This is a genomic window from Streptomyces sp. NPDC001507, assembly GCF_042894765.1.
In the GTDB taxonomy this organism is placed as follows: domain Bacteria; phylum Actinomycetota; class Actinomycetes; order Streptomycetales; family Streptomycetaceae; genus Streptomyces.
Genome location: NZ_JBIAVV010000006.1, coordinates 541,521 through 566,569 on the forward strand (window position 1 = coordinate 541,521; position 25,049 = coordinate 566,569).

The following is a 25,049-nucleotide window of genomic DNA, read 5'->3' on the forward strand; positions in this document are numbered from 1 at the left end:
GGCCGGGTCCCCGAGGACGCGGCGACCTGCCCCGCCGCGGCGATCCGGCTACGGGAGGACTGACGGCCCGAGGTCCGCCGTCCGGGCGGCGGCCGCCGCCGTGAGCCGCGCGAGGAGGTCCGCCAGGGCCGCGCCTTCGCCGATCTCCTCGAGCAGCCGGGTCTGGTCGCCGTGGACCCGGCGGGCGGCGCGTCCGTGCAGGTCCTCGCCGCGCGGGGTGAGATGGAGCAGGACGCGGCGGCGGTCGTGCGGATCGGGTCGGCGGTGCACCAGGTTGTCCGCGACCATGCGGTCGACGAGCTTGGTCAGGCTGGGCGCCGGCATCAGGGCGTGCTCGGCTATCTCGGACATCGGGTGCCCCAGGCCGTCCCCGACGAGCGACAGGACCCTCCACTCCTCGACCGTGCAGTCCTCCTCCGCCAGCACCGCGGCCAGCCGCCGCACGACCCGCCGCTCGGCATGGCTGAGGAGGTGGGCGAGGTCCGGCGAGGAGGGTACGGACGGCATTGCCGGTGTCCTTCCGGTAGGTCTACTGTGCGCGCAGAATACGAGTCTTGGCGACGGCGCCGGGGCCCGGGACCGGAATCCGCGTTCCCCATGCCCGCACGGAGGTGGCCGATGCGTCCGGCGCCGTCCGACGACGGGAGCGGCACCCTGCTGCTCGCCCTGGTCGTGCCGTTGCAGGGGCCGGCGGGGGTCCTCGGGCCGTCCTGCGAGTCGGCCGCCCGGCTGGCAGTGGAGGAACTCAACGCGGTGGGCGGGGTGTTGGGCCGGGAGGTCCGGCTGGTCACCGTGGACGGCGGGGCGCCCCCGGCGCGGGTGGCGGCCGAGGTCGGGACGCTGGTGTCGCTGGGCGCCGTGGACGGGGTGGTGGGCTGGCACACCTCGGCGGTACGGCAGGCGCTGCTGCCGCGGATCGCGGGCCGGGTGCCGTACGTCTACACCGCGCAGTACGAGGGCGGCGAGCGGACTCCCGGCGTCTTCCTGACCGGTGAGACCGACGTCGCCCAACTGCTGCCCGCGATGCGGCTGCTGGCGGAGGCGGCCGGGGTGCGGCGCTGGTGCACGGTGGGCAACGACTACGTGTGGCCCCGGGTGACCGCGCGCACGGCACGGGCGTACGTGCGGGAGTGCGGCGGGCGGGTGCGGGACGAGGTGTTCGTGCCGCTGGGGACGGAGGGGTTCGGGCCGGTACTGCGCCGGATCGAGCGGTGCGAGGCGGACGCGGTGCTGATGCTGCTGGTGGGCGCGGACGCGGCCCGCTTCAACCGGGCGTTCGCCGGGTACGGGCTGCACCAGCGCTGCCTGCGGCTGAGCACCCACATGGACGAGAACATCCTGCTGGCCACCGGTGCGGACGGCACCGACGGGCTGTGGGCGGCGGCCGGTTTCTTCGAGACCCTCGCGACCGCCGAGAGCCTCGACTTCGGCGCCCGGCACGCGGCCCGGTTCGGGGTGCACGCCCCGGTGGTGGGGAGCCTCGGCGAGTCCTGCTTCGAGGGGGTGCGGCTGCTGGCGGCCCTGGCCGAGCGGGCCCGGTCGCTGGAGGTGCGGGCGATGTGCGCGGTCGGGGACGCGGTGTCGTACGAGGGCCCGCGGGGGGCCGTACGGCTGCGCGGCAACCATCTCGCCCAACGGCTGTACCTGGCACGGGCGGACGCCTTCGACTTCCACGTCGTCGCCCAGCTCTGATCCCAACTCTCCCTCGGAACCCGATACTTCCCACGGGAAGTATCAAGCCTTGTCTTTTAAAGCAGGTGAAACGTTCGGGAAACAGCGCGCCGCGACTCTTCCGTGCAAACGACCGGGGACGAGAGAGGGCAGAGTCGTGACGGAGATCGTCGGGAAAGAGGCGCCGCCGGCCGTGGCGGACGGCGGGACGGGCCGCGGCACGGACGGTGGCACGGACGGCAAACGGACGTACAACGACTGGGCGCAGAACGACACGCTGGAGGACTACTCGCTGCGGTACGCGCCGAAGTCCTTCCGCCGCTGGAGCCCCTATGTGGTGGCCACCACCGCGCTGGGCGGCATCGCCTACCTCGCGGACTTCGCGATCGGCGGTTCGATCGCCGTCTCCAACGGCTTCTCCAGCGCGATGGTGGCGATCCTGACCGCGGCCGTGGTCATCTTCCTCACCGGCATCCCGATCTCGTACTACTCGGCCAAGTACTCCATCGACATGGACCTGTTGACCCGGGGCGCGGGCTTCGGCTACCTCGGCTCGACGCTCACCTCGGTCATCTACGCCAGTTTCACCTTCATCTTCTTCGCGCTCGAAGGCTCGATCATGGCGCAGTCCCTGGAGCTGGGCCTGCACATCCCGCTGGCCGTCGGGTACCTGATCTGCTCGGTCATCATCCTGCCGCTGGTCATCTACGGCATGACCGCGCTGTCGAAGATGCAGGTGTGGACGCAGCCGGTGTGGCTGGTGCTGATGGTCGCGCCGTTCGTGTCCATCGCGGTCCAGGAGCCGGGCAAGTTCTCGGAGTTCACGCACTTCGCGGGCAACTCCCCCACCGGCTCCGGCATCAGCATGCTCGGGGTGGGCGCGGGTGCCGGTGTGGCGCTGTCGCTGATCGCGCAGATCGGTGAGCAGGTGGACTACCTGCGGTTCATGCCGGACAAGACGCCGGAGAACGGACGCAGGTGGTGGGGTGCGGTGCTCTCCGCCGGTCCGGGGTGGGTGGTGCTCGGCGCCGCCAAGCAGATCGGCGGCGCGTTCCTCGCCTTCTTCATCGCCGGGAGCGTGGGGCTCGCCAAGGCCAACGAGCCGATCCAGCAGTACGTGTCCGGGTTCAGGACGTTCGCCGCGCCCGTCGCGCTGGGTCTGGCCACGTTCTTCGTGATCCTCTCCCAGATAAAGATCAACTCGACGAACGCGTACTCCGGTTCGCTGTCCTGGTCGAACTTCTTCTCCCGGCTGACTCACCGTCACCCCGGGCGCGTGGTCTACATCTTCCTCAACGTCGGCATCGCCCTGGCCCTGATGGAGGGCGGCGTCTTCGGCTTCCTCAACACCGTGCTGGGCTTCTACTCCAACGTGGCGATCGCCTGGATCGGCGCGGTCGTCGCCGACCTGGTCATCAACAAGCCGCTGATGCTGAGCCCGTCGTACATCGAGTTCAAGCGGGCCCACCTGCACAACTTCAACCCGGTCGGCTTCGGCTCGATGCTGATCGCGTCGGCGGTGTCGATCGCCGCGTACTTCAACGCCTTCGGCGCGTACGGCAAGGCGTACTCGCCGTTCATCGCGCTGTTCCTGGCGATGGTGCTCTCGCCGCTGTTCGCGGTGCTGACCAAGGGGAAGTACTACATCGCCCGCGTCGACGACCTCGAAGAGCCGCTGCTCGGCCCGGACGGGCTGCCGTCGGCGGCCACCCTGACCTGCACGGTGTGCGCGACCGACTTCGAGCGGCCGGACGTGGCGGGCTGCCCGTTCCACTCCGGGGCGATCTGCTCGCTGTGCTGCAGCCTGGAGAAGGACTGCCACGACTCCTGCAAGACCGGCCCGGTCCCGCTCGCCATGCCGACGGTGCGGTCCGCGGACTGACCGGCACCTGAACCGAACTACCGCTCCGGCCCGTGCCCTTCTGCGCGGGCCGGAGTTCCCGTCTGCAGGCCGTCCATCAGGAGCCTGATCTGGCGGCCGGCCTGGCCCCTCCAGTCACCGGCCGCGTCCAGCCGCAGCAGACCGCCCATGGCCCGGACCACGTCGGCCGTCTCCATGTCGGACCGCAGCGTCCCGGCGGCGACGCCCGCCGTGAAGAGCGTGTCGATGGTGTCGTAGACCTTCGAGTACGAGCCCTCCGTCCCGCCGGATCGCAGCGCCTCGGACATGTGCTGCTTCGTGACCAGCAGGCCGGCCAGCCGGCCCATGAACTCGCGCAGCGCCCGGTCCGGCGGAAGGGTCGCGAGGAGGTCCGCCGCGTCGGCGCACACCTGGTCCACCTCCTGCTCGTAGGCCGCGAGGACCAGCGAGTCCCGGGTCGGGAAGTGCCGGTAGAGGGTGCCGATGCCGACCCCGGCCGCCTTGGCGATGCTGTCCAGCGGCACGTCCTTGCCGGTGCGCGTGAACTCCTCCAGCGCCGCCGCCACCAGCTTCTCGCGGTTGCGGCGGGCGTGGGCGCGCACCGGCCGCCCGGGTCCCTGCTCGTTCATGCCGTACTCCCCTCCAGGCCGGTCACCGTACCGGGCATTCTGCCCACTTGCTTACCGGAGGATCCTCCACTAACTTCTCCACTACCGGAGGATCCTCCGGTATCTGTCATCGTACGCACTGCGCACATCGAACGGAGTCCTGCCGTGAACACGGTTTCTCTCGGTGACCTCACCACCTCCGCCCAGGGGCTCGGCTGCATGGGCATGAGCGAGGGCTACGGCCCGACCAGCTGGGACGGCGCGATCGGCACCATCCACCGGGCCCTCGACCTCGGTGTCACCCTCATCGACACCGCCGACGCCTACGCCTTCGGGCACAACGAGGTGCTGGTGGGCCGGGCGCTCGCGGGCCGCCGGGACGAGGTGCAGCTCGCCACGAAGACCGGCATCGACCGCATGGGCGCCGAGACCTGGACCCTGCGCGGCGACCCGGGCTACATCAGGCGCGCCTGCGACGCCTCCCTGCTGCGCCTCGGCGTCGACCACATCGACCTCTACTACCTGCACCGGCCGCCGCAGAACGCCGAGATCGAGGAGTCCGTCGGCGCCATGGCGGAGCTGGTGAAGGAGGGCAAGATCCGGCACATCGGCCTGTCCGAGGTGAGCGGCGAACTGCTGCGCCGCGCCCACGCCGTGCACCCCGTCACGGCGGTGCAGAGCGAGTACTCGATCTGGTCCCGGGACGTGGAGACGACCGTCGGGGACGCCCTGCGCGAACTGGGCGTCGCACTGGTGGCGTACTCGCCGCTCGGCCGCGGCTTCCTGACCGGCACGGTCGACGTCACCGCGCTGCCCGCGAGCGACGCGCGCCTGCGGCTGCCCCGGTTCCGGACCACGGACAACGAGGTGATCGCGGACGCCGTCCGCACCCTGGCGGCGGCCAAGGGCGTGGCCCCTGCGCAGCTGGCGCTGGCCTGGGTGCAGGCCCGGAGCGCGCACCTCGGGGTGCCCGTGGTGCCGATCCCGGGCACGAAGCGCGTGAAGTGGCTGGAGCAGAACGTGGCCGCCGCCGGCGTCGAACTCACCGCCGACGAGACCGCCGCGCTGGACGGGCTGGCCGCGCGGACGGTGGGCGGCCGCTACTGACACCACTCGCGTGTGAGCGCCCTCACACGAACCGGTGCGAACTTCTCCGGCGCGGCGGCGTCCTGCCGATGTCCCGAGATCCGCCGACCCGGAGAAGAACATGACCACACCCGTGACCGATCCCGTGACCGATCCCCTGGCCGCCGGAGCGCACGCCGTCGAGATCGACGGCCTCGTGCAGCGGTACCACGTGCACGGCACGGGGCCGGTGTGCGTCGCGCACTCCGGTGGACCGGGCATCGACTGGGAGTACCTGCGGATGCCCGAGCTGGAGCGGCACCTGACGGTCGTCTACCCGGAGCCGGTCGGCAGCGGCGGGTCGGGCCGGCTGCCCTCCCACCCCGACGGCTATACGCGGGCCCGCTACAGCCGGTTCCTCGGCTCGCTGATCGACCACCTCGGCGTCCCCGAGGTGCACCTGCTGGGCCACTCGCACGGCGGCTTCGTCGCCCAGTACCACGCCCTGCACCACCCCGAGCGCCTCGCCGGGGTGATCCTGTACGAGAGCCTGCCGGTGACCGGCCCCGAGCACACCGCCGAGACCGTGCGCCAGGTCGAGGCGTTCGCCGCGCGGAACGCCCAGAACCCCGGGCTTCCCGAGGTCCTGGCCGCCTTCCGGGCCATTCCCGCCGCCACCGACGACGCGGCGCACACCGCCGTCGCCCGGGGGCTGTTCCCCGCCTACTTCGCCGACTACTGGGGCCGGGAAGGGGAGTTCGCACCCGTCCGGGCGGCCGTGCGGACGACGTACGTCTCCGGTCTCGACGAGGACCTGGCCCCGATCCTCTTCGACGACCGCGCCGGCCTCGGCGGGCTCACCGTGCCCGCGCTCGTGCTCGCCGGCCGGCACGACTTCGTCTGCGGAGTGGGGTGGGCCGAGGAACTGCACACCCTGATACCCGGTGCGGAACTGGTGATCCTGGAGAACAGCGGGCACTTCGGCCACCTGGAGGAGCCGGCGGCCTTCGCGGACGCGGTGACCCGCTTCGTGACGGCCAGCCACCGGGCGGCTGCTCGGCACGAGACCGAAGGCTCCGCCGGAACTCCTCGCTGAGCACGAAGACGCGCTCGTGCATCAGCACGGTGCCGAGTTCGCCGGCGGGTACCGGACCACGGACGGCCGGGACCGTCAGAACCGTCGGGACGGCGGGACCGGCGGTGGTCATGGGTTGCCGTCGCCTTCCTCCGCATGGCGTGGGAAGGCCGACCTTTCCAGCGCGGGGGCGACGCCGTCCTTCCAGTCGGCGCACGGATCCTTCGGCTCGGCGTAGTCCGCCGCCATGAGCGGCAGCGAGAGGTGGGACAGGTCGCCGGGCGGGGGCGTGCGCAACGACCACAGGGGGGCGGGGGTGCCGTCGGCGACGGCGGCCGGGGCGTCGGTCAGGTTCATGCGCTCGCGCAGCCGGCCGTAGAAGTCCATCGCCGCGAGCCGGACCACCCGCAGCCGGGTCGGAGCGGCGTAGACGCCGATCCAGTCCCCCGGTTCCAGGACGCCACGCACCTGGCCGTCGACGCTGACCGCGGCCTGTCCCGAGCGTTCCAGGACGCGCAGCCCGACCGCCTCGTTCGGGGCGGTGACGACCGAGCGGTTGAACGCCATGTGCGGGGCGACCGGGGTGAAGACGAGGGCTTCCGCGCACGGCGAGACGACCGGGCCGCCGGCCGCGAAGCTGTAGGCGGTCGAGCCGGTCGGCGTCGCCACCAGCAGCGCGTCGGCGGAGTAGGAGGCGAGCAGCCGCCCGGAGACATAGACGCCGACGGAGACCTGGCGGTCCCGGGACAGCTTCTCCAGGACGATGTCGTTGACCGCGGCGACGTGCAGCGGGACGCCCCAGTCCCTGTCCTGCTCGCAGTCGGTGCGGACCTGGGGCGGCGGCAGCAGCGGCCCGCGGCCGTACTGCATCAGCCGCTCCATGTCGGCCGGCACCTCCAGGCGCCGGGAGGCGCGCATGGTCAGCAGGAGTCTGCTGTCGACGGTGTAGCGGTCCTCGCGGATCGCGTCCAGCGCCTCCCGCACCGAGCAGACCGGCACCTCGGTCAGGAAGCCGACCCGGCCCAGGTCGACGCCGAGGACCAGCGCGTCGTTGCGGGCGGCGAGCCGGGCGCCGCGCAGGAAGGTGCCGTCCCCGCCGAGGGTGACGATCAGGTCGGGATCGCCGGCGGCCGCGACCTCCTCCCCGGAGTGGTGCCGTCCGCCGTCGTGCCACACGTCGATGTCCGTGCACCGCACGTCGTGCTCCGCGGCCCACGCCCGTACGGTACGGGCCGCGTCCACCGCCTCCGCGCGCCCGCCGTGCACCACCAGTCCGAGCCCGTTCACCGTCATCTCCGCCTCCAGGACACCACCGTGCTCAGCCGCTGCTCCCACGCTGTCACGGCGTGGGCGGATCTGTCGGGCGGAGCGGGATCACAGTCCGAGGGAGATGGCCAGCCGGGTGAGCTCGGCGGTGGTGTTGATGTCGAGCTTGGCGCGGATCCGGCGGAGGTAGGCGTCGACCGTGTGCCTGGAGAGCCCCATCTGCCGGGCCGCCTGGAGGTGGGCGCAAGTCCCCCGACTGTCACGGGCGCGTCACAGGAACCTCCCGCGGGGGTGGCGACGGAGCCCGCCGTGGCGGCGGCGGAGGCCCGCAGTGGCGGCGGCGGCGGATTGGTGCTCCGTGGCGGCCGGGATCATCCTGGGGAGAGAGCCGGCCGTGCAGGTTCCGCGAAGGATGAGCGTCGATGGAACGACCTCCCACCCCTCCCAGCGATCCGGCGCAGACGCACGCCGTGCCCCAGCGGGCCCGCACCGCCTCGGTAACGGTCGACGAGCAGGGTGCCGTCACCGGCTGGAGCGACGGGGCCCGGCTGCTGCTGGGCTACCCGCCCGCGGAGATCCTGGGGCAGCCGGCCGCCCGCCTGCTCGCCGAACCGGACCTGGACGCCTGGCGGAAGGCGGCGACCGGGCCACGCTGGAGCGGGACCGTCGCGCTGCGCCACCGCGACGGGCACCGTCTGGACCGGGACGTCCTGGTCCACCGCAGGTCCACCGGCGAACGGGCGGGCGGCACGCAGTGGCAGGTGGTGTCCGCGGTGACCGGTCCTGCGGCCATCGCCGCCGGACAGGCGCTCGGCGAATGGGCCTTCCAGCAGTCGCCCTGCGTCTCCGCCGTCTTCGACGAGGAGCTGCGGCTGGCCAGGGCGAGCGTCGCGTCGCAGCGCACGCTGTCGCTGGCGGAGGGGATGATGCGGGGGCTGCGGCTGACGGACATCGCGCCGTACGAGGGCAGCGCCGAGGCCGAGGCGAGCATGCGGCGGGTCCTGGACGGCGCCGGACCGCAGGAGATCCGGCTCCATCTGGATCCGGCCGACCCGGAGCGCACCTGGCACGCCCGGCTCATGCCGCTGACGGACTCGGGCGGCCGGGTGCGGGCGGTGGCCCTGACGGCGCACGCCGACACGTCCCAGCAGCTGGTACGGCGGCGGATGCTGCTCCTCGGCGACGCCGGGGTACGCATCGGCACCAGCTCCGACGTGCAGCGCACCGCGCGGGAGCTGACCGAGGTCGCCGTCCCCGAGTTCGCCGACGTGTGCGCCGTGGACCTGCTGGACGCTCCCCCACGCGCGGACGAGCTCGCCCGGGGGCATCCGCAACAGCCCGACGCGCCGCCGCGCGACGGTGTCGCCCTGCGCCGGGCCGCCGTGCGGTCGCTGCCCGACGGGCCGCCGCTCCCGCAGCCCTCGGGCGAGGTGCTGTGCTGCCCGCCGTGGTCACCGTCGGGCCGGTGCCTGGCCGAGGGGCGGGGCACGGTGTACCGGGGCGGCGACGAGGTCGTGAGCCGCTGGGAGCGGGAGGATCCGCGGGCCGCCGGGTGGATCCGGGAGAGCAGGACGCACTCGCTGCTCGCGGTGCCGCTCAGGGTGGGCGACGTCACCTTCGGTGTGGCCCTCTTCGGACGGAACCGGCGGACCGAGCCGTTCGACGTGGACGATCTGTGGCTCGGCGAACAGCTCGCGGCGCGCACCGCCACCAGCATCGAGAGCGCCGCCCGCGCCCAGCGGCAGCACACCACCACGATGACGCTGCAGCGCAGCCTGCTGCCGCAGACCCTGCCCGAACAGGCGGCCCTGGACATCGCCTCCCGCTATCTGCCCTCGGTCAGCCAGGCCGGGGTGGGCGGCGACTGGTTCGACGTCATCCCGCTGTCCGGGACCCGGGTCGCGCTCGTCGTCGGCGATGTCGTCGGCCACGGCATGCGGGCCGCCGCCACCATGGGCCGGGTGCGCACCGCCGTCCAGACCCTGGCCGACGTCGACCTGCCGCCCGACGAACTCCTCAGCCACCTCGACGACCTGGTGGTCCATCTCTCCGCCGAGGAGGCCGGTGCCGACAACGCCGCCGAGGCGGCAGGCGGCGTCGGCACGACCTGCCTGTACAGCGTGTACGACCCCGTCACCCGGCGGCTCTGCGCCGCCCGGGCCGGGCACCCGCCCCCCGCCGTGGTCACCGCGGGCACCGTCCGCTTCCTCGACATCCCGGCCGGTCCCCCGCTCGGCCTCGGCGGCCTGCCCTTCGAGTCGTACGAGACGGAACTCCCCGAGGGCAGCCTGATCGCCCTCTACACCGACGGCCTGCTCGAACCCCGCGAACACGACATCGACGACGCCCTCGCCACGATGTTCGCCGCGCTCGGCCGCCCCGCCGAGACCCTGGACACCGTCTGCGACCGGGTCCTGACGTCCATGCTCACCCACCGCCCCGACGACGACATCGCCCTGCTCGTCGCCCGCACCCGGGCCCTGCACGCCGACCGGGTCGCCACCTGGGAGCTCCCCTTCGACCTCGCCGCGGTCGCCGAGGCCCGCAAACTGGCCACCGAGCAGCTGGCCGAGTGGCAGCTGGAGGAGGCCGCCGCGTTCATCACCGAGCTCATCGTCAGCGAGATGGTCACCAACGCGTTCCGGTACGGCCGCCCGCCCGTCCGGCTCCGCCTGATCCACGACGACCACACCCTCACCTGCGAGGTGTTCGACTCCAGCAACACGGCCCCGCACATGCGGCGGGCCCACACCTACGACGAGGGGGGACGCGGACTCCTCCTGATCGGCCAGCTGACCCGGCGCTGGGGCACCCGGCACGGCGGCACCGGCAAGACCGTCTGGGCCGAGCAGCACCTCACCGAGGACTGACGCGGCCGTGGGCGGCTGCCCACCACGGGCCCGGCCACCGGCTTCGGCGACCGGCTCTGGCCGGCGGCTTCGGCCGGCGGCTCCGGCCGGCGGCTCCGGCCGGCGGCTCCGGCTACCGGCGGAACACCGGGCGGGCCCAGGCCGGCGGGGGCGGGGTGTCCGCGGTTTCCCGGACGACGGTCGGGGTGCGGACGGTGCCGCGGCCGACCGTCGGGGCGCCGTCGTCGTCCCGGGCATCCCGGTGAACAGGGGCCTCCCCGGCCGGTCCGGGGCCGTACGCGGCGCCCCGCAGCGCTGCCACGAACTCCAGGCAGGAGCCGTACCGGTCCTCGGGGTCCTTGGCCAGCGCCCTGGCGAACACGTCGTCGAGCGCCGGCGGCAGCCCGGCCCGCACCTCGCTCAGCGCGGGCGGGGCGTCGTACTGGTGCGCCCACAGCAGCGCGACGTCCTCGTCCCGGACGAACGGCGGACCGCCGGCGAGCATCTCGAAGACCACGCAGGCGAAACTGTAGAGATCGCAGCGCCCGTCCACCGGACGCCCCGAGATCTGCTCCGGTGCCACGTAGTCCAGGGTGCCGACGAACTCGCCGACCGTCGTGAACCCGGTCAGCGACAGCGACTTCTTGGTGAGCCCGAAGTCGGTGAGGTAGACGTGCTCGGGGTGGTCGCTGTCCGTGCCCCGCGCCACCAGCACGTTGCCGGGCTTCACGTCCCGGTGCACCAGGTCGTGCTCGTGCGCCGCGTCGAGCGCGGAGGCGACCTGGGCGGCGATCCGCAGCACCGTGTCCACCGGCAGTACGCCCTCCTCGTCCAGCAGGGCGCGCAGGTCGGGCCCCGAGACGTACCGCATGGCGATGTAGAGCACGCCGTCCGCCTCGCCGGCCTCGAAGATCGGCACGATGTGGGGGTGGTCGATGGCGGCGGCGACCCGCGACTCGTGGCTGAAACGGCGGCGGAAGGTGTCGTTGCGCACCATCTCGGGGGCCAGCAGTTTCAGGGCGACGGTCCGGTCCAGACGCAGGTCCCTGGCACGGTAGACGACGGCCATGCCGCCGCGCCCGATCTCGCCCTGGACCTCGTAGCCCGCGATGCGCGTCGCCATCACCCACATCGTATCCGGCGGGCCCGAGGCCCGCGAGAAGGCCGCGTTCCGGCGGACCGGAACCGGCCAGGTCAAAGAGGCGCCGCCTGCCAGCCGGTCCAGCGCGTCACGGTCACCAGGACGACCGCGCCGGCCGGCGGGCGTTCCCGGTACTGCGGGTACTTCGCGCTCAGCGGCCCGACGAGCTCCGCGCCGGCGGGAACCACGACCGCCTCGCCGTCCGCCCGGACCCACCACAGGCGGTCCCAGTTCTCGTCGTAGTCGTCCGCGAGCAGGCACACGGACGGCCGCGCGGCGATGTTGCGCAGCCGCTTGAGGCGGGTGGTGGTCTTGGGTTTGTGGTCAACGGCGGTGACGATCCCGTCGGCGCCGTGCAGGGCGAAGACGACCGGCACCAGATGGGGGCGGCCGTTCCCGTCCACGGTCGCGAGCCGGGCCACCCGGGCCGCGGCGAACCGGCGTCGTGCCTCGCCCCCGGCCAGCTCCGGCACCGCGCGCCCCGTCCCGGTCAGGCCCGGCGCAGCGCGTCGAGCACGTCGTCGTCCGTCAGCTGCCCGAAGTCGTCGTACCACTGCCCGACCGCGCTGAACAGGGCCGGACGGTACGGGCAGACGACGAGGTCGGCCTCGGCGGCGAGCGCGTCCAGGGAGTCGGGGGCGCCGACCGGGACGGCCAGGACGGTCCGCGCGGGGCCCCGGCCCCGTACGTGCCGCAGCGCGGCGCGGGCGGTGGAGCCGGTGGCGAGGCCGTCGTCGACGACGAGCACGGTACGGCCGCGCAGCGCGGGCGGCGGCCGGCCCTCACGGTAGCGGCGCTCGCGGCGGCGCAGTTCCTGCCGCTCCCGCTCGACGACGGGGGCGAGGGAGTCCTCGCTCAGGTCCAGGTGGGCCAGGGTCGCCAGGTCCAGGAGCGGCGGGTCGTCCCCGGCGATCGCGCCGACGCCGAACTCCTCGTGGTACGGGGCTCCGATCTTGCGGACGACGAGCACGTCGAGCGGGGCCGGCAGCTCGCGCGCCACCTCGACGGCGACCGCCGCTCCGCCCCGGGGCAGCGCCAGCACGATCGGGTCGGGCAGGGCGCCCCCGTCACGCAACTCGCCCAGCACGGCGGCGAGTTCGCGGCCCGCGTGGGCGCGGTCCCGGTAGCGCACGGTTCGTCCTCTCCGGGCGGGGTCGGGTCTCCTTCCTCCATGCTCACACCACGAGGCCCCGAAGGCCGAACCCTCCCGGGGAACGACCGCCGACTCCGTACGACACCCGGCAACCTTCTAACAAAATAATCATCAAAATTGTCAACAATCTCCCGCCTCCTTGCCTACAGTCGGGGACTCGGAAGAGCCGCACCGCAACCCGATGCACAAGGAGGTCCAGGGGTGGAGATCAACCGCAGAACCGTTGTCCGGGGCGCCGCAGCCATGGCCGCGTTCGGAATGGCCGAGGGCGCGGCAGGCAGGGCTTTCGCCGGCACCTCGGCGTCGACCGGTTCGTCGGGCACGTCCACGGCGGACCCGGCGTACTCGCTGGAGTTCGATCCCACCGCCTGGTCGTACGACTCGGCCAACGACGTGTACTACCAGCTGGGGAAGGTGTACGTCACCGACCCGGCCGCGACGGACATCGAGAACCTGTCGGTCTACGTGCCGGGCGCCTACCTGAAGGCAACCGTGAACAGCGACGGCACCACGTACACCGCGACGGTCGACCCGAAGGGCACCGTCGGCGCGTACTCAGGACGCACGGCGCCGATCGTGATCCCGGTCAACACCCCCGGCTACGCCGCCCAGAAGCCGGCCACGTCCTACAGCTACAGCAGCGTCTCGCAGTACCTCGCGGCCGGGCACATCTACGTGTGGCCGGGCCTGCGCGGCCGGGACAGCTCGACCGGCACCCGTTCCGACGCGGCCCCCTGGGGCGTGACCGACCTCAAGGCCGCGGTCCGCTTCCTGCGGTACAACCGGAGCGTCCTGCCCGGCAGCACGGACGACATCGTCCTGTTCGGCATGAGCGGCGGCGGCGCCCAGGACACCGTGGCGGGCGCCTCCGGCGACAGCCCCCTGTACCACCCGTACCTGCGCACGATCGGCGCGGCGATGACGGACGCCCAGGGCAGGCCCCTCAGCGACGCGGTCGCCGCCGTCATGGCCTGGTGCCCGATCACCAGCCTGCACGAGGCCAACCTGTCCTACGAGTGGAACATGGGCCAGTTCGCCTCGGCCGGCACGCGCGCGTCCGGCACCTGGACCGGCGCCTACTCGGCGGACCTCGCGAAGGCCTGGCCCAGGTACCTCAACCGGCTGGGGCTGCGTGACGAGCAGGGCAGGCGCCTGAAGCTGACCGAGTCCGACAGCGGCACCTACCTGGCCGGCAGCTACTACGACCACCTGGTCGAGGTGATCACCACCTCGCTGAACAACTTCCTGTCCGACACCACGTTCCCGTACACCATCACCACGATGGGCGGCCCGCCCGGATCGGGCCAGCCGGGCACCTCGACCACGTACCAGACGGTCGACGACTACATCGCCTACCTCAACACCGCCAGTACGTGGGTCACCTACGACGCCACGACCAACACGGCGACGGTGTCCGGCCTCGAAGGCTTCGTCAACAGCCAGAAGACCGCGAGCAAGCCGGTCGGCGCGTTCGACGGGTACTCCCGCGGGCAGACCGAGAACGGCGTCTTCGCGACGGGGCTGAACGCCCCCGCGCACTTCGCCCCGCTCACCCGTGACGTCGTCAGGGCGAACGAGACGACGTACGCCACGTACTCCGACTGGAGCTCCGACTACGGCTCCGCGGCGTACGACAGCGACTTCGCGAAGAAGGACAGCGTCGGCAAGGACATGGCCTGGCGGGCCGACGCGTACAACCCGCTGTACTTCCTCTCCCCCGCCTTCGACGGCTACCGCCGGTCGCAGGTCGCGCGTCACTGGCGCATCCGCACCGGCATCATGCAGGGCGACACCGCCAACACCACTGAGATCAACCTCCAGTTGGCCCTGCGCAACTACGGCATCCGCGACGTCGACTTCGCCACCGTCTGGGCCCAGGGACACACCGAGGCCGAGCGCACCGGCGACCCGACGACGAACTTCATCAGCTGGGTGGAGTCCGTCACCGGGAGGTGACCACCGGCCCGGGCCGGCACCGGGTCCGGCGCCGGCCCGGCCTGGACGAATCTGTCGGTTCCGTGAACATCCCGTGTGCGACTCGCGCACGGTGGCCGGTTCCCTACGATCGTGCCGTGGTCAACTTCCTCCTTCAGCGGACGGCTCCGCTGCCGATCGACGAGGCCTGGCGCCGGCTCACGGAGTGGTCCCGGCACGCCGACGTGGTTCCGCTGACCCGGGTCACCGTGCTCACCGATCCCCCGACCCACGAGGGCACGGTCTTCGTGGCCCGTTCCGGGTTCGGACCGCTGTCGTTCGACGATCCCATGGAGGTGACCGTCTGGGAGCCCCCGCGGGACGGCGGCTCCGGCCGGTGCCGCCTGGTCAAGCACGGCCGGGTGGTGCTCGGCTGGGCCGAACTGGAGGTGCACCACGGGCCCGGCGGCCGCACCCGGGTGGTCTGGCACGAGGAACTGCGGATCCGGGGGCTGCCGTCGCTCTTCGACCCGCTGGTCCGCCGGGCCTCCCGTGCCGTGTTCGGGCGGGCGGTCAACTCACTCCTCCGGCGGCCCTGACCGGGGGCCCTACGCCACCGATCCGATCCGTCGCGCCGGGAGCGCCGCAGATGTCACGTCGTGGTGGATCGGGGTGTGCGCGCCGGTCAGGGAGACCCCGCTGCCGCCCCGGCGGTTCGCGACGATCTCGGCCCCGATCGACAGCGCGGTCTCCTCCGGCGTACGGGCGCCGAGATCAAGGCCGATGGGCGACCGGAGGCGGGCCAGCTCCAGTTCGGTGACGCCCACCTCGCGCAGGCGTTCGTTGCGGTCCAGGTGGGTGCGGCGCGAACCCATCGCGCCGACGTAGGCCACCGGGAGGCGGAGGGCGAGCCGGAGCAGCGGGACGTCGAACTTGGCGTCGTGGGTGAGGACGCACAGGACGGTACGGCCGTCGACCCGCGTGCGCTCCAGGTACCGGTGCGGCCACTCGACGACGATCTCGTCGGCCTCCGGGAAGCGGGTCCTGGTGGCGAAGACGGGCCGCGCGTCGCACACCGTCACGCGATAGCCGAGGAACTTGCCGACCCTGACCAGCGCCGACGCGAAGTCGATCGCACCGAAGACGATCATCCGGGGCGGCGGGACGGACGACTCGACCAGCACCGTGAGCGGCGCTCCGCACCGAGAGCCCTGCTCTCCGATCTCCAGGGTGCCGGTGCGGCCCGCGTCCAGGAGGGCGGCGGCCTCGGCGGCGACCGTGCGGTCCAGCTCGGGGTGGGCGCCGAAGCCGCCCTCGTGGGCACCGTCGGCGTCCACCAGGAGGGCGCGGCCCAGCAGCTCCGCGGGTCCGGTGACGACCCGCGCGAGGGCCGCCGCCCGCCCGCCCGCGGCAGCGGCCAGCGCCGCCGCGACCACCGGCCGGGCGGGGCCGTCCGCCCGGACCGGGGTGACGAGGATGTCGATGACGCCGCCACAGGTCAGGCCGACGGCGAAGGCGTCCTCGTCGCTGTACCCGAAGCGCTCCAGAACGGTCTCCCCGTCCTCCAGCGCCTGCCGGCACAGCTCGTACACGGCACCCTCCACACAGCCGCCGGAGACCGAACCGACGGCGGTCCCCTCGGCATCCACCGCGAGAGCGGCACCGGGCTGCCGCGGCGCACTCCCCCCGACCGCCACCACCGTGGCCACGGCGAAGTCCCGCCCATCGGCGACCCAACGACTCAGCTCCTCGGCGATGTCCAGCATTTCCGGATCTCCTTAACGAGGTTGAGGGCAAGCGCCCCGTAAGGGGCGCGGGGAACTGCGCGACCAGCCACGACGAACCCGCAGACAGCAACCGGCCCATCACGGCTGAACCAGCGGAGCGCCTAGTGGACGCCCAGCCAGCTCTCAATGGGATTGAGGGCGAAATAGACCAGGAAGATCCCTGTCAGGCCCCACATGAATGCCCCGATCTCCCGGGCCCTGCCCTGAGCTGCCTTGATGGCGGTGTACGAGATCACGCCCGCGGCCACCCCGGTGGTGATGGTGTAGGTGAAGGGCATCAGGACGACCGTCAGGAACACCGGGATGGCGGTGGCCCGGTCGGCCCAGTCCACGTGCCGGGCGTTCATCAGCATCATCGCGCCGATGACCACCAGGGCGGCCGAGGCGACCTCCTGCGGGACGATCGCGGTGAGCGGGGTGAAGAACAGGCAGGCCGCGAAGAACAGGCCGGTGACGACGGACGCCAGACCGGTACGGGCTCCCTCGCCGACGCCGGTCGCCGACTCGATGAACACGGTCTGCCCGGAGCCGCCCGCGACCCCGCCGATCGCGCCGCCCGCGCCGTCGATGAACAGCGCCTTGGACAGCCCCGGCATCCGGCCCTTGTCGTCGGCCAGCTTCGCCTCGGTGCCGACTCCGATGATGGTGGCCATCGCGTCGAAGAACCCGGCGAGCACCAGGGTGAAGACGATCATCGCCACCGTCATCGCGCCGACCCTGCCCCAGCCGCCGAACTCGACGTGCCCGAAGAGCGAGAAGTCCGGCATGGACACGGCGGAGCCGTGCAGTTCGGGGGCGCCGTCGGCCCACTGCCTGGGGTCGACGACCCCGAGCCCGTTCAGCGCGGCCGCCACGGCGGTGCCGCTGATGATGCCGATCAGGATCGCACCGGGGACGTTCCGTGCCTGCAGCATGAAGATCAGCAGCAGGGTGCCGGCGAAGAGCAGCACCGGCCAGCCGGCCAGTTCGCCGGCGGGGCCGAGGGTGACCGGGGTGGCCTTGCCCTGGTGCACGAAGCCGGACTTGTAGAAGCCGATGAGCGCGATGAACAGGCCGATGCCCATGGTGATGCCGTGCTTGAGCGCGAGCGGGATCGCGTTCATGATCATCTCGCGCAGGCCGGTGACGACCAGGAGCATGATGACGACGCCGTACATCACGCACATGCCCATCGCCTGCGGCCAGGTCATCTGCGGAGCGACCTGCGAGGAGAGCACCCCCGAGACCGAGAGGCCGGCGGCGAGCGCGAGCGGCACCTTGCCGACGAAGCCCATCAGCAGCGTGGTGAAGGCCGCCGCGAACGCCGTCGCGGTGATCAGGGCCTTCTGGCCGAGCGTGTCCCCGGCCGCGTCCTTGCCGGACAGGATCAGGGGGTTGAGCAGGAGGATGTACGCCATCGCCATGAAGGTGGTGACGCCGCCGCGCACTTCACGCGCGACACTCGATCCCCGCAGGGATATGTGAAAGTACCGGTCGAGCCAGGACCGTCCGGCCGGGACGCGGGTGCCTTCTCCCGCGTCTTCGGCCGTCGCCCTGGGTTCGAGTGACTGCTGGGTCATGGTGCCGTCTCCCAAGGTTCACAGGGGCCCCCGCGCATGCCGATGCCTTCGGCGGCACGCGGGATTTGGGAAGTGCATGACCCGGGGGACGGCCCGGAGGTGCACGCTTGTGGGTTCGGCGCCGGGTGGTTGGGCAACTGCCCGGCGCCGGGCCGCCGTTCGGCGGTGTTACGCGTTGCCCGTCAGGTGTTCCGGGCGGACCGGTGTCCTGTTGAGCTCCAGGCCGGTCGCGTTGCGGATCGCCGCGAGGACCGCCGGGGTCGAGGACAGGGTCGGGGCCTCACCGATGCCACGGAGCCCGTACGGGGCGTGGTCGTCGGCGAGTTCGAGGACGTCGACCGGGATGGTCGGCGTGTCGAGGATGGTCGGGATCAGGTAGTCCGTGAAGGACGGGTTCCTGACCTTCGCCGTCTTCGGGTCGACGATGATCTCCTCCATCACCGCGATGCCCAGGCCCTGGGTCGTACCGCCCTGGATCTGGCCGACGACGGAGAGCGGGTTGAGCGCCTTGCCGACGTCCTGGGCGCAGGCCAGCTCGATCACCTTGACCAGGCCCAGCTCGGTGTCCACCTCGACGACCGCGCGGTGCGCGGCGAAGCTGTACTGGACGTGACCGTGGCCCTGCCCGGTGTGCAGGTCGAACGGCACGGTCGGCCGGTGCCGCCACTCCGCCTCGATCTCCACGGCCTCGTCACCGAGCACGTCCACCAGGTCGGCGAGCACCTCACCACCGTCGGTGACCACCTTGCCGCCCTCCAGGAGCAGTTCGGCGGTCGCCCAGGCGGGGTGGTACGTACCGAACTTGCGGCGGCCCAGCTCCAGCACCCGCTCGCGGACCAGCTCACAGGAGTTCTTCACGGCACCGCCGGTGACGTACGTCTGCCGCGAGGCCGAGGTCGAACCCGCCGAACCCACCTGGGTGTCGGCCGGGTGGATGGTCACCTGCGCCACGCCGAGCTCGGTGCGCGCGATCTGCGCGTGGACGGTCACCCCGCCCTGCCCGACCTCCGCCATCGCGGTGTGCACGACGGCCACCGGCTCACCGCCGACCACCTCCATGCGCACCCGCGCGGTCGAGTAGTCGTCGAAGCCCTCGGAGAAGCCGACGTTCTTGATGCCGACCGCGTACCCGACGCCGCGTACGACGCCTTCGCCGTGCGTGGTGTTGGACAGACCGCCGGGCAGCTGCCGTACGTCCGCGCCCTCGCTGCTCTCCCACTGGCGCTCGGGCGGCAGCGGCATCGCCGTGACCCGGCGCAGGAGTTCGGCGACCGGGGCCGGCGAGTCCACCGGCTGGCCGGTCGGCATGATCGTGCCCTGCTCCATGGCGTTCAGCTTCCTGAACTCCACCGGGTCCATGCCGAGCTGCTTGGCGACCTTGTCCATCTGCGCCTCGTAGGCGAAGCACGCCTGGACCGCGCCGAAACCGCGCATCGCGCCGCAGGGCGGGTTGTTGGTGTAGAGGGCGATGGCCTCGATCTCGACGTCGTCGACGACGTACGGCCCGATGCCGAGCGAGGAGGCGTTGCCGACGACGGCCGGGGAGGCGGAGGCGTAGGCGCCGCCGTCGAGGACGATCCGGCACTTGACGTGCGTCAGCTTGCCCTCGCTCGTCGCCCCGTGCTCGTAGTAGAGGCGGGCAGGGTGGCGGTGGACGTGGCCGAAGAAGGACTCGAACCGGTTGTAGACGATCTTCACCGGCTTGCCGGTGCGCAGGGCCAGCAGGCAGGCGTGGATCTGCATCGACAGGTCCTCGCGGCCGCCGAACGCGCCGCCGACGCCGGACAGCGTCATCCGCACCTTGTCCTCGGGCAGGCCGAGGACGGGAGCGATCTGGCGCAGGTCGCTGTGCAGCCACTGGGTGGCGATGTAGAGGTGGACGCCGCCGTCCTCCTCGGGGACGGCGAGCCCGGACTCGGGGCCGAGGAAGGCCTGGTCCTGCATGCCGAAGTAGTACTCGCCCTTGACGATGACGTCGGCCCGCTTCGCGGCCTCGTCGGCGTCGCCGCGGACGATCGGCTGGCGGTGCACGATGTTGGGGTGCGGGACGTGGCCGATGTGGTGGTCGTCGCGGCCCTCGTGGACCAGGACCGCGTCGGGCGCGGTGGCCGAGGCCTCGTCGGTGATGACGGGCAGCTCGCGGTACTCGACCTTGATCTTGGCCGCCGCGCGGCGGGCGGTCTCCGGGTGGTCCGCGGCGACGATCGCGACCGGCTCGCCGTGGTGGCGGACCTTGCCGTGCGCGAGGACCGGGGTGTCCTGGATCTCCAGGCCGTAGTTCTTCACCTCGGTGGGCAGGTCGTCGTAGGTCATGACGGCGTAGACGCCGGGCTGGGCGAGGGCCTCGCTGGTGTCGATCGACACGATCTCGGCGTGCGCGACCGTGGAGCGGAGGATCTGGCCCCAGAGCATGTCCTCGTGCCACATGTCGGACGAGTAGGCGAACTCGCCGGTGACCTTGAGGGTGCCGTCCGGGCGGAGCGTGGACTCGCCGATGCCGCCCTTGGTCTGGGAGCCCTGGGTGACCTTGGTGGGCGTGCCGAGGGGGGCGCCGTTGCTGGGCATCCGGTTCAGACCGCCTCTCCCTGCCGGGCGGCCGCGAGGCGGACCGCGTCCATGATCTTCTCGTAGCCCGTGCAGCGGCACAGGTTGCCCGAGAGCGCCTCGCGGATGTCCGCGTCGCTCGGGTTGGGGTTGCGCTCCAGCATCTCGTCGGCGGCGACGAGGAGGCCGGGGGTGCAGAAGCCGCACTGGACGGCGCCGGCGTCGATGAAGGCCTGCTGGATGGGGGAGAGGTGGGTTCGTTCGCCGGTGTGGGAGTCGGTGGGGGGCTTGGGCTGCCAGTTCTGTGAGCTGTCACGCGTGACATGTGACATAGCACCGTCGCACGTCCCGCCGCCGCAAGCCCGCCGCTCCGCGAACTCCGCCAGCCCCTCCACGGTGACGACCTCCCGCCCCTCCACCTGCCCCGCCGCGACCAGGCACGAGCACACCGGCACGCCGTCCAGCCGGACGGTGCAGGACCCGCACTCGCCCTGCTCGCAGGCGTTCTTGGAACCGGGCAGGCCGAGCCGCTCCCGCAGCACGTACAGCAGGGACTCGCCCTCCCACACGTCGTCGGCTTCCTGCGGACGTCCGTTGACGGTGAAGTTGACGCGCATCAGGCGACACTCCCCTTCTGCTCAGGGTTCTGCCCAGTAGTGCCGCGGTACGACTCCCAGGTCCAGGTGAGCGTGCGGCGGGCCATCACGCCGACCGCGTGGCGGCGGTAGCTCGCGGTGCCCCGGACGTCGTCGATCGGGTTGCAGGCGGCGGCGCACAGGTCCGCGAACTGCTTGGCGACCGACGGGGTGATGATCTTTCCGTTGTCCCAGAAGCCGCCCTCGTCGAGCGCCGCGTTCAGGAATTCCTCGGCGGTCTTCGCCCGCACGGGCGTCGGGGCGGCCGAGCCGATCCCGGTCCGCACGGTCTTCGTCCGGGGGTGCAGGGCGAGCCCGAAGGCGCACACGGCGATCACCATGGCGTTGCGCGTACCGACCTTCGAGTACTGCTGCGGTCCGTCGGCCTTCTTCACGTGCACCGCGCGGATCAGTTCGTCCGGCGCGAGGGCGTTGCGCTTGACGCCGGTGTAGAAGTCGTCGATGGGGATGAGCCGGGTGCCGCGCACCGACTCCGCCTCGACCTCGGCGCCCGCCGCGAGCAGCGCGGGGTGGGCGTCGCCGGCCGGGGACGCGGTGCCGAGGTTGCCGCCGACGCCGCCGCGGTTGCGGATCTGCGGGGAGGCGACGGTGTGCGAGGCGAGGGCGAGACCGGGGAGTTCGGCGCGGAGGTTCTCCATGATCCGGGTGTACGGGACGGAGGCGCCGAGCCGTACGCTCTCCTCGCCGACCTCCCATTCGTAGAGATCGCCGATGCGGTTGAGATCGAGGAGGTACTCGGGCCGGCGGTGGTCGAAGTTGATCTCGACCATCACATCGGTGCCACCCGCGATCGGCACTGCGGTGGGGTGCTCGGCCTTCGCGGCGAGCGCCTCCTCCCAGCTGGCGGGGCGAAGGAAGTCCATGACCGGCTCTCTTCTCCGTCTCGTGAGTCTCGTGAGTCGTGCGGATTGAGCCAATCCGTGTGCGGCGGGCCCGGCTCGTTCATGTCCTGTTAACGCGGAATGACGCCAGTACACCGCCCCTTACTCCAGCGGGGTCAGTCACCGAAACCATGAAGGAGTTGGCTGGCCAGCACGGGCATCTTGTAGATTCGTATGAACGGAGGTCATCAGTAACCTCTTGGTTTTCCTGTGGAAACGCAGGAAACGTCCTGGCGACCGCCGGTGGCGGCCCGGCAGCCCTCGGTGACGGCCCGCGGAGGCGCCCGCCGGGCACCTCCCCCGTGACCCTTCAAGATTCATCGTAGATTTCGAGACACAGAACGGCGGCGACGAGATGCGGCTGCGCGCACTGCTGGACACCGATGCGCTGGGCCTGCGGCTGCTCGGCGGCGAGGACGAGCTGGACCGTACCGTGCGCGGGGTGATGACCACCGACCTGCGCGACCCGAGCCGTTACCTCTCCGGCGGCGAACTGGTGCTGACGGGCCTGGCCTGGCGCCGGGACGCGGCGGACTCCGAGCCGTTCGTACGACTGCTGGTGCAGGCCGGGGTGGTCGCGCTGGCGGCCGGCGAGGCGGAGCTGGGCGACGTCCCGGACGATTTGGCCGCGGCCTGCGCGCGCCATCGTCTGCCGCTCTTCGCGGTGCACGAGTCGGTGGCCTTCGCGACGATCACCGAGCATGTCGTACGGCAGGTCAGCGGCGAGCGCGCGGGGGACCTGGCGGCCGTGGTGGACCGGCACCGGCGGATGATGACCTCGGGCCCGGCGGGCGGCGGCCCGGACGTGGTCCTGGATCTGCTCGGCTCCGACCTGGACCTGCGCGCGTGGGTGCTGTCCCCGGCGGGCCGCCTGATCGCGGGCTCCAAGGTGTCCGGGCCGGCGCTGCCCGCCGACGCCTGTGCCGGGCTGGCCGCCGAGCACCTGGCCGCCACCCGCACCGGCCGTCGCGGGCCGCACCGCGTCCTGCTCGGCGGCACGACCTTCTCCCTCTTCCCGATCCGTTCCTGGGGGCACCGCCCAGCGGTAGCTGGGGGAGGGCGTTCCCCGCAGGGCGCCCGGGACGTGCGCGAGACCGTGCTGTCGGACTGGCTGCTCGCGGTGGAGGCGGACGCGGGTGACTGGCCGGAGGAGCGGCTCGACCTGCTCCAGGGCGTGACCCAGCTGATCGCCGTGGAGCGCGACCGCCGTGACGCGGCGCGTACGGTGCGGCGCAGGCTCGCGCAGGAGGTCCTGGAGCTGGTGCAGACGGGCGCGGCCCCGGCCGAGATCGCGGCCCGGCTGCGGGTGGCGGCCCCGGTCCTGCTGCCCGGGCTGGGCGCGGCCCCGCACTGGCAGGTGGTCGTGGCCCGGGTCGAGTGGGACGGCGGGGAGGTCGAGGGCGGCCCGGTCGCGCAGTCCCTGCTGGAGGAGATCCTGGTCGACCCGCTGGCGACCGGCCCTGAGCCCTCGGACCGGATAGCGGTGGCCCACACCGGCGACGAGGCGATCGCCCTCGTCCCGTTGCCGGCCGTCACCGCCGAGCACGACGGTTCCGAGTCCGGCATCCACGCCGACGCTCTCCTGGAGGCCGTCCGGGCTCCGCTGGCGGCGGGCCTCGACGACGACGGCCGGGTCACTCTCGGCGTCAGCGCGGCCGTGCACTCGGCGGAGGGGTTGCGCGGCGCCCTGGAGGAGGCCCGGCACGCCCGCCGGGTGGCCGCGGCCCGGCCGGGCCGGGTCTGCGCGGCCGGTCACCAGGAACTGGCCTCGCACGTCCTGCTGCTCCCCTTCGTCCCGGACGACGTCCGCCGCGCCTTCACCGCCCGCCTCCTGGACCCGCTCCGGGACTACGACCGCCGTCATCGCGCCGAACTGATCCCCACCCTGGAGGCGTTCCTCGACTGCGACGGCTCGTGGACTCGTTGTGCGACCCGTCTCCACCTGCACGTCAACACGCTGCGCTATCGCGTGGGGAGGATCGAGCAGTTGACGGGCCGGGACCTGTCCCGGCTGGAGGACAAGCTCGATTTCTTCTTGGCGTTGCGGATGAGCTGAGGTCGCGCGGGCGGGCGACGGGCTCGGGCCAAGTGGCGCCGCCGTCCCACGACTTTGTGAAATTATTCACCCACCCTCTTGGCCCCGCGCGGCGATCGGTGCTGGAATGCGGCCACCACTTCACTGCTCGACGGCGCGCTAGGGGAGGGCAACGTGGCGTACTCCGCCATGTCTGGGAACGGAACGACCGCTGGTGACGATCCGCTCCAGACCGCGGTGTGGCGGCTGCGCTCGCGGGCCTGCTGGGCCGACGCGGCGGCTCTGCTGCCCTCGGACACGGCGTCGTACACCCTGCAGCGGGCCGGGCTGATGGTCGAGCGGTGTCTGTACACCGAGGGGGGCTGGGAGGAGGCCGAGGACGCGCTGCGGACGGCGGAGGCGGTGGCCCGGACCGACGAGGAGCGGGGCGCTGCGGCCTGTGAACGCGGCCAACTCGCCTACGCCGCGACCCTGCACGGGGTCCGCGACCGGGCGGACGAGGCGCGGGCCGCGCTCGGCAGGGCGGCGGCACTGATCCCTCCGGGGGCGCCGGGCCGGGCCCTGCTCGACTTCCGCCGGGGCCTGCTGGCGGAGAACCTCACCGGCTCCCCGCAGGCGGCCCGCGCCGCCTACCGCCGTGCCCATGCGGCCGCCACCGCCCACGCCGACCCGCTCCTGCTCTCCTTCACCTGGCGTCACCTTGCCGGACTGGCGCTGCGGGAGGGGGAGTTGGCGGAGGCACGGCACGGTTTCGCGGAGTCGCTGCGGATCAGGGAGGAGCTGGGCTACCTGGTGGGCACGGCGCCGGCGCTCGCCTCTCTGGCCGACACGGAGTCCGAGCCCGAGGCGTCCCGCCTGCGCGAGGAGGCCGGTCGCCTGTTCCGCCTCCTGGGCGGCGTCCCGACCTGGCTGGCGAGGCAGCTGTCTCCGCCCGCACCGGGGGCGGCGACCGCCTGAGACCGGGCTCAGAGGAAACTGAGAATC

Annotated in this window: 21 protein-coding genes; 9 read left to right on the plus strand and 12 right to left on the minus strand. The window is 72.4% G+C overall.

Features of this window, described 5'->3' with window-relative positions:
- Window positions 1-48: 48 nt before the first annotated feature.
- On the minus strand, window positions 49-507 hold the full coding sequence (locus ACFY0K_RS22410) for a MarR family winged helix-turn-helix transcriptional regulator (protein WP_390641307.1): 459 nt from the start codon (window positions 505-507) through the stop codon (window positions 49-51).
- Between the two features lie 111 nt (window positions 508-618).
- Between ACFY0K_RS22410 and ACFY0K_RS22415 the strand changes: the two genes are divergently transcribed.
- Window positions 619-1,692 (plus strand): substrate-binding domain-containing protein, encoded by a 1,074-nt coding sequence (locus ACFY0K_RS22415; protein ID WP_390641308.1) that lies wholly within the window; start codon window positions 619-621, stop codon window positions 1,690-1,692.
- A 136-nt stretch (window positions 1,693-1,828) separates the two neighbouring features.
- Window positions 1,829-3,553, plus strand: coding sequence for a hypothetical protein (locus tag ACFY0K_RS22420; protein ID WP_390641309.1), 1,725 nt, complete (start codon window positions 1,829-1,831; stop codon window positions 3,551-3,553).
- Between the two features lie 17 nt (window positions 3,554-3,570).
- Here ACFY0K_RS22420 and ACFY0K_RS22425 read toward each other — a convergent pair whose 3' ends face one another.
- Window positions 3,571-4,161, minus strand: coding sequence for a TetR/AcrR family transcriptional regulator (locus ACFY0K_RS22425; RefSeq protein WP_390641310.1), 591 nt, complete (start codon window positions 4,159-4,161; stop codon window positions 3,571-3,573).
- A gap of 198 nt (window positions 4,162-4,359) precedes the next feature.
- Here ACFY0K_RS22425 and ACFY0K_RS22430 point away from each other — a divergent pair, with 198 nt between their 5' ends.
- The gene (locus ACFY0K_RS22430; RefSeq protein ID WP_390641391.1) at window positions 4,360-5,247 is read left to right on the plus strand and encodes an aldo/keto reductase; all 888 of its coding nucleotides are present in this window, start codon (window positions 4,360-4,362) and stop codon (window positions 5,245-5,247) included.
- 100 nt (window positions 5,248-5,347) lie between these two features.
- Entirely contained in the window at window positions 5,348-6,301 is a 954-nt protein-coding gene (locus ACFY0K_RS22435) for an alpha/beta fold hydrolase (protein ID WP_390641311.1), read from the plus strand.
- 108 nt (window positions 6,302-6,409) lie between these two features.
- Here ACFY0K_RS22435 and ACFY0K_RS22440 read toward each other — a convergent pair whose 3' ends face one another.
- A complete protein-coding gene (locus ACFY0K_RS22440) occupies window positions 6,410-7,573 on the minus strand; it encodes an NAD(+)/NADH kinase (protein ID WP_390641392.1) in 1,164 nt (387 codons plus the stop codon).
- Between the two features lie 81 nt (window positions 7,574-7,654).
- A complete protein-coding gene (locus ACFY0K_RS22445; protein WP_390641312.1) occupies window positions 7,655-7,765 on the minus strand; it encodes a hypothetical protein in 111 nt (36 codons plus the stop codon).
- Between the two features lie 203 nt (window positions 7,766-7,968).
- On the opposite strand from ACFY0K_RS22445, the gene ACFY0K_RS22450 reads away from it, so the two are divergent.
- Window positions 7,969-10,416, plus strand: coding sequence for a SpoIIE family protein phosphatase (locus ACFY0K_RS22450; protein ID WP_390641313.1), 2,448 nt, complete (start codon window positions 7,969-7,971; stop codon window positions 10,414-10,416).
- Between the two features lie 112 nt (window positions 10,417-10,528).
- Here the strand turns inward: ACFY0K_RS22450 and ACFY0K_RS22455 are convergent, their stop codons facing one another.
- From ACFY0K_RS22455 to ACFY0K_RS22465, 3 genes are all read right to left on the minus strand, one after another.
- Window positions 10,529-11,527: a serine/threonine-protein kinase gene (locus ACFY0K_RS22455; protein WP_390641314.1), complete on the minus strand. Its 999-nt coding sequence runs from the start codon at window positions 11,525-11,527 to the stop codon at window positions 10,529-10,531.
- Between the two features lie 62 nt (window positions 11,528-11,589).
- Entirely contained in the window at window positions 11,590-12,009 is a 420-nt protein-coding gene (locus tag ACFY0K_RS22460) for a TIGR03668 family PPOX class F420-dependent oxidoreductase (protein ID WP_390641315.1), read from the minus strand.
- Between the two features lie 17 nt (window positions 12,010-12,026).
- Window positions 12,027-12,668, minus strand: a complete 642-nt coding sequence (locus tag ACFY0K_RS22465; RefSeq protein WP_390641316.1) for a phosphoribosyltransferase — start codon at window positions 12,666-12,668, stop codon at window positions 12,027-12,029.
- 222 nt (window positions 12,669-12,890) lie between these two features.
- Here ACFY0K_RS22465 and ACFY0K_RS22470 point away from each other — a divergent pair, with 222 nt between their 5' ends.
- Entirely contained in the window at window positions 12,891-14,645 is a 1,755-nt protein-coding gene (locus ACFY0K_RS22470) for an esterase (RefSeq protein ID WP_390641317.1), read from the plus strand.
- Between the two features lie 116 nt (window positions 14,646-14,761).
- Window positions 14,762-15,202: an SRPBCC family protein gene (locus tag ACFY0K_RS22475; RefSeq protein WP_390641318.1), complete on the plus strand. Its 441-nt coding sequence runs from the start codon at window positions 14,762-14,764 to the stop codon at window positions 15,200-15,202.
- A gap of 9 nt (window positions 15,203-15,211) precedes the next feature.
- Here ACFY0K_RS22475 and ACFY0K_RS22480 read toward each other — a convergent pair whose 3' ends face one another.
- From ACFY0K_RS22480 to ACFY0K_RS22500, 5 genes are all read right to left on the minus strand, one after another.
- Window positions 15,212-16,369 (minus strand): XdhC family protein, encoded by a 1,158-nt coding sequence (locus ACFY0K_RS22480; protein WP_390641319.1) that lies wholly within the window; start codon window positions 16,367-16,369, stop codon window positions 15,212-15,214.
- A 122-nt stretch (window positions 16,370-16,491) separates the two neighbouring features.
- Window positions 16,492-17,949, minus strand: a complete 1,458-nt coding sequence (locus ACFY0K_RS22485) for an NCS2 family permease (protein ID WP_390641320.1) — start codon at window positions 17,947-17,949, stop codon at window positions 16,492-16,494.
- A gap of 168 nt (window positions 17,950-18,117) precedes the next feature.
- Complete coding sequence (locus tag ACFY0K_RS22490) at window positions 18,118-20,514, minus strand: xanthine dehydrogenase family protein molybdopterin-binding subunit (RefSeq protein WP_390641321.1); 2,397 nt, start codon at window positions 20,512-20,514, stop codon at window positions 18,118-18,120.
- A 5-nt stretch (window positions 20,515-20,519) separates the two neighbouring features.
- Window positions 20,520-21,110: a (2Fe-2S)-binding protein gene (locus ACFY0K_RS22495; protein WP_390641322.1), complete on the minus strand. Its 591-nt coding sequence runs from the start codon at window positions 21,108-21,110 to the stop codon at window positions 20,520-20,522.
- Window positions 21,110-22,012, minus strand: coding sequence for an FAD binding domain-containing protein (locus ACFY0K_RS22500; protein ID WP_390641323.1), 903 nt, complete (start codon window positions 22,010-22,012; stop codon window positions 21,110-21,112). The genes ACFY0K_RS22495 and ACFY0K_RS22500 overlap by 1 nt, the downstream gene beginning before the upstream one ends.
- 373 nt (window positions 22,013-22,385) lie before the next feature.
- On the opposite strand from ACFY0K_RS22500, the gene ACFY0K_RS22505 reads away from it, so the two are divergent.
- Both ACFY0K_RS22505 and ACFY0K_RS22510 read left to right on the plus strand, forming a co-directional pair.
- Window positions 22,386-24,086, plus strand: coding sequence for a PucR family transcriptional regulator (locus ACFY0K_RS22505; protein ID WP_390641324.1), 1,701 nt, complete (start codon window positions 22,386-22,388; stop codon window positions 24,084-24,086).
- Between the two features lie 168 nt (window positions 24,087-24,254).
- A complete protein-coding gene (locus ACFY0K_RS22510) occupies window positions 24,255-25,022 on the plus strand; it encodes a hypothetical protein (RefSeq protein ID WP_352358849.1) in 768 nt (255 codons plus the stop codon).
- The last annotated feature ends 27 nt before the right edge of the window (window positions 25,023-25,049 follow it).

Coding starts and splice junctions, on each gene's coding strand:
- ACFY0K_RS22410 (WP_390641307.1), bottom strand. CDS start 507: ATGCCGTCCGTACCCTCCTCGCCGGACCTCGCCCACCTCCTCAGCCAT.
- ACFY0K_RS22415 (WP_390641308.1), top strand. CDS start 619: ATGCGTCCGGCGCCGTCCGACGACGGGAGCGGCACCCTGCTGCTCGCC.
- ACFY0K_RS22425 (WP_390641310.1), bottom strand. CDS start 4,161: ATGAACGAGCAGGGACCCGGGCGGCCGGTGCGCGCCCACGCCCGCCGC.
- ACFY0K_RS22430 (WP_390641391.1), top strand. CDS start 4,360: ATGGGCATGAGCGAGGGCTACGGCCCGACCAGCTGGGACGGCGCGATC.
- ACFY0K_RS22435 (WP_390641311.1), top strand. CDS start 5,348: ATGACCACACCCGTGACCGATCCCGTGACCGATCCCCTGGCCGCCGGA.
- ACFY0K_RS22440 (WP_390641392.1), bottom strand. CDS start 7,573: ATGACGGTGAACGGGCTCGGACTGGTGGTGCACGGCGGGCGCGCGGAG.
- ACFY0K_RS22445 (WP_390641312.1), bottom strand. CDS start 7,765: ATGGGGCTCTCCAGGCACACGGTCGACGCCTACCTCCGCCGGATCCGC.
- ACFY0K_RS22450 (WP_390641313.1), top strand. CDS start 7,969: ATGGAACGACCTCCCACCCCTCCCAGCGATCCGGCGCAGACGCACGCC.
- ACFY0K_RS22455 (WP_390641314.1), bottom strand. CDS start 11,527: ATGTGGGTGATGGCGACGCGCATCGCGGGCTACGAGGTCCAGGGCGAG.
- ACFY0K_RS22480 (WP_390641319.1), bottom strand. CDS start 16,369: ATGCTGGACATCGCCGAGGAGCTGAGTCGTTGGGTCGCCGATGGGCGG.
- ACFY0K_RS22485 (WP_390641320.1), bottom strand. CDS start 17,949: ATGACCCAGCAGTCACTCGAACCCAGGGCGACGGCCGAAGACGCGGGA.
- ACFY0K_RS22490 (WP_390641321.1), bottom strand. CDS start 20,514: ATGCCCAGCAACGGCGCCCCCCTCGGCACGCCCACCAAGGTCACCCAG.
- ACFY0K_RS22495 (WP_390641322.1), bottom strand. CDS start 21,110: ATGCGCGTCAACTTCACCGTCAACGGACGTCCGCAGGAAGCCGACGAC.
- ACFY0K_RS22500 (WP_390641323.1), bottom strand. CDS start 22,012: ATGGACTTCCTTCGCCCCGCCAGCTGGGAGGAGGCGCTCGCCGCGAAG.
- ACFY0K_RS22505 (WP_390641324.1), top strand. CDS start 22,386: ATGCGGCTGCGCGCACTGCTGGACACCGATGCGCTGGGCCTGCGGCTG.
- ACFY0K_RS22510 (WP_352358849.1), top strand. CDS start 24,255: ATGTCTGGGAACGGAACGACCGCTGGTGACGATCCGCTCCAGACCGCG.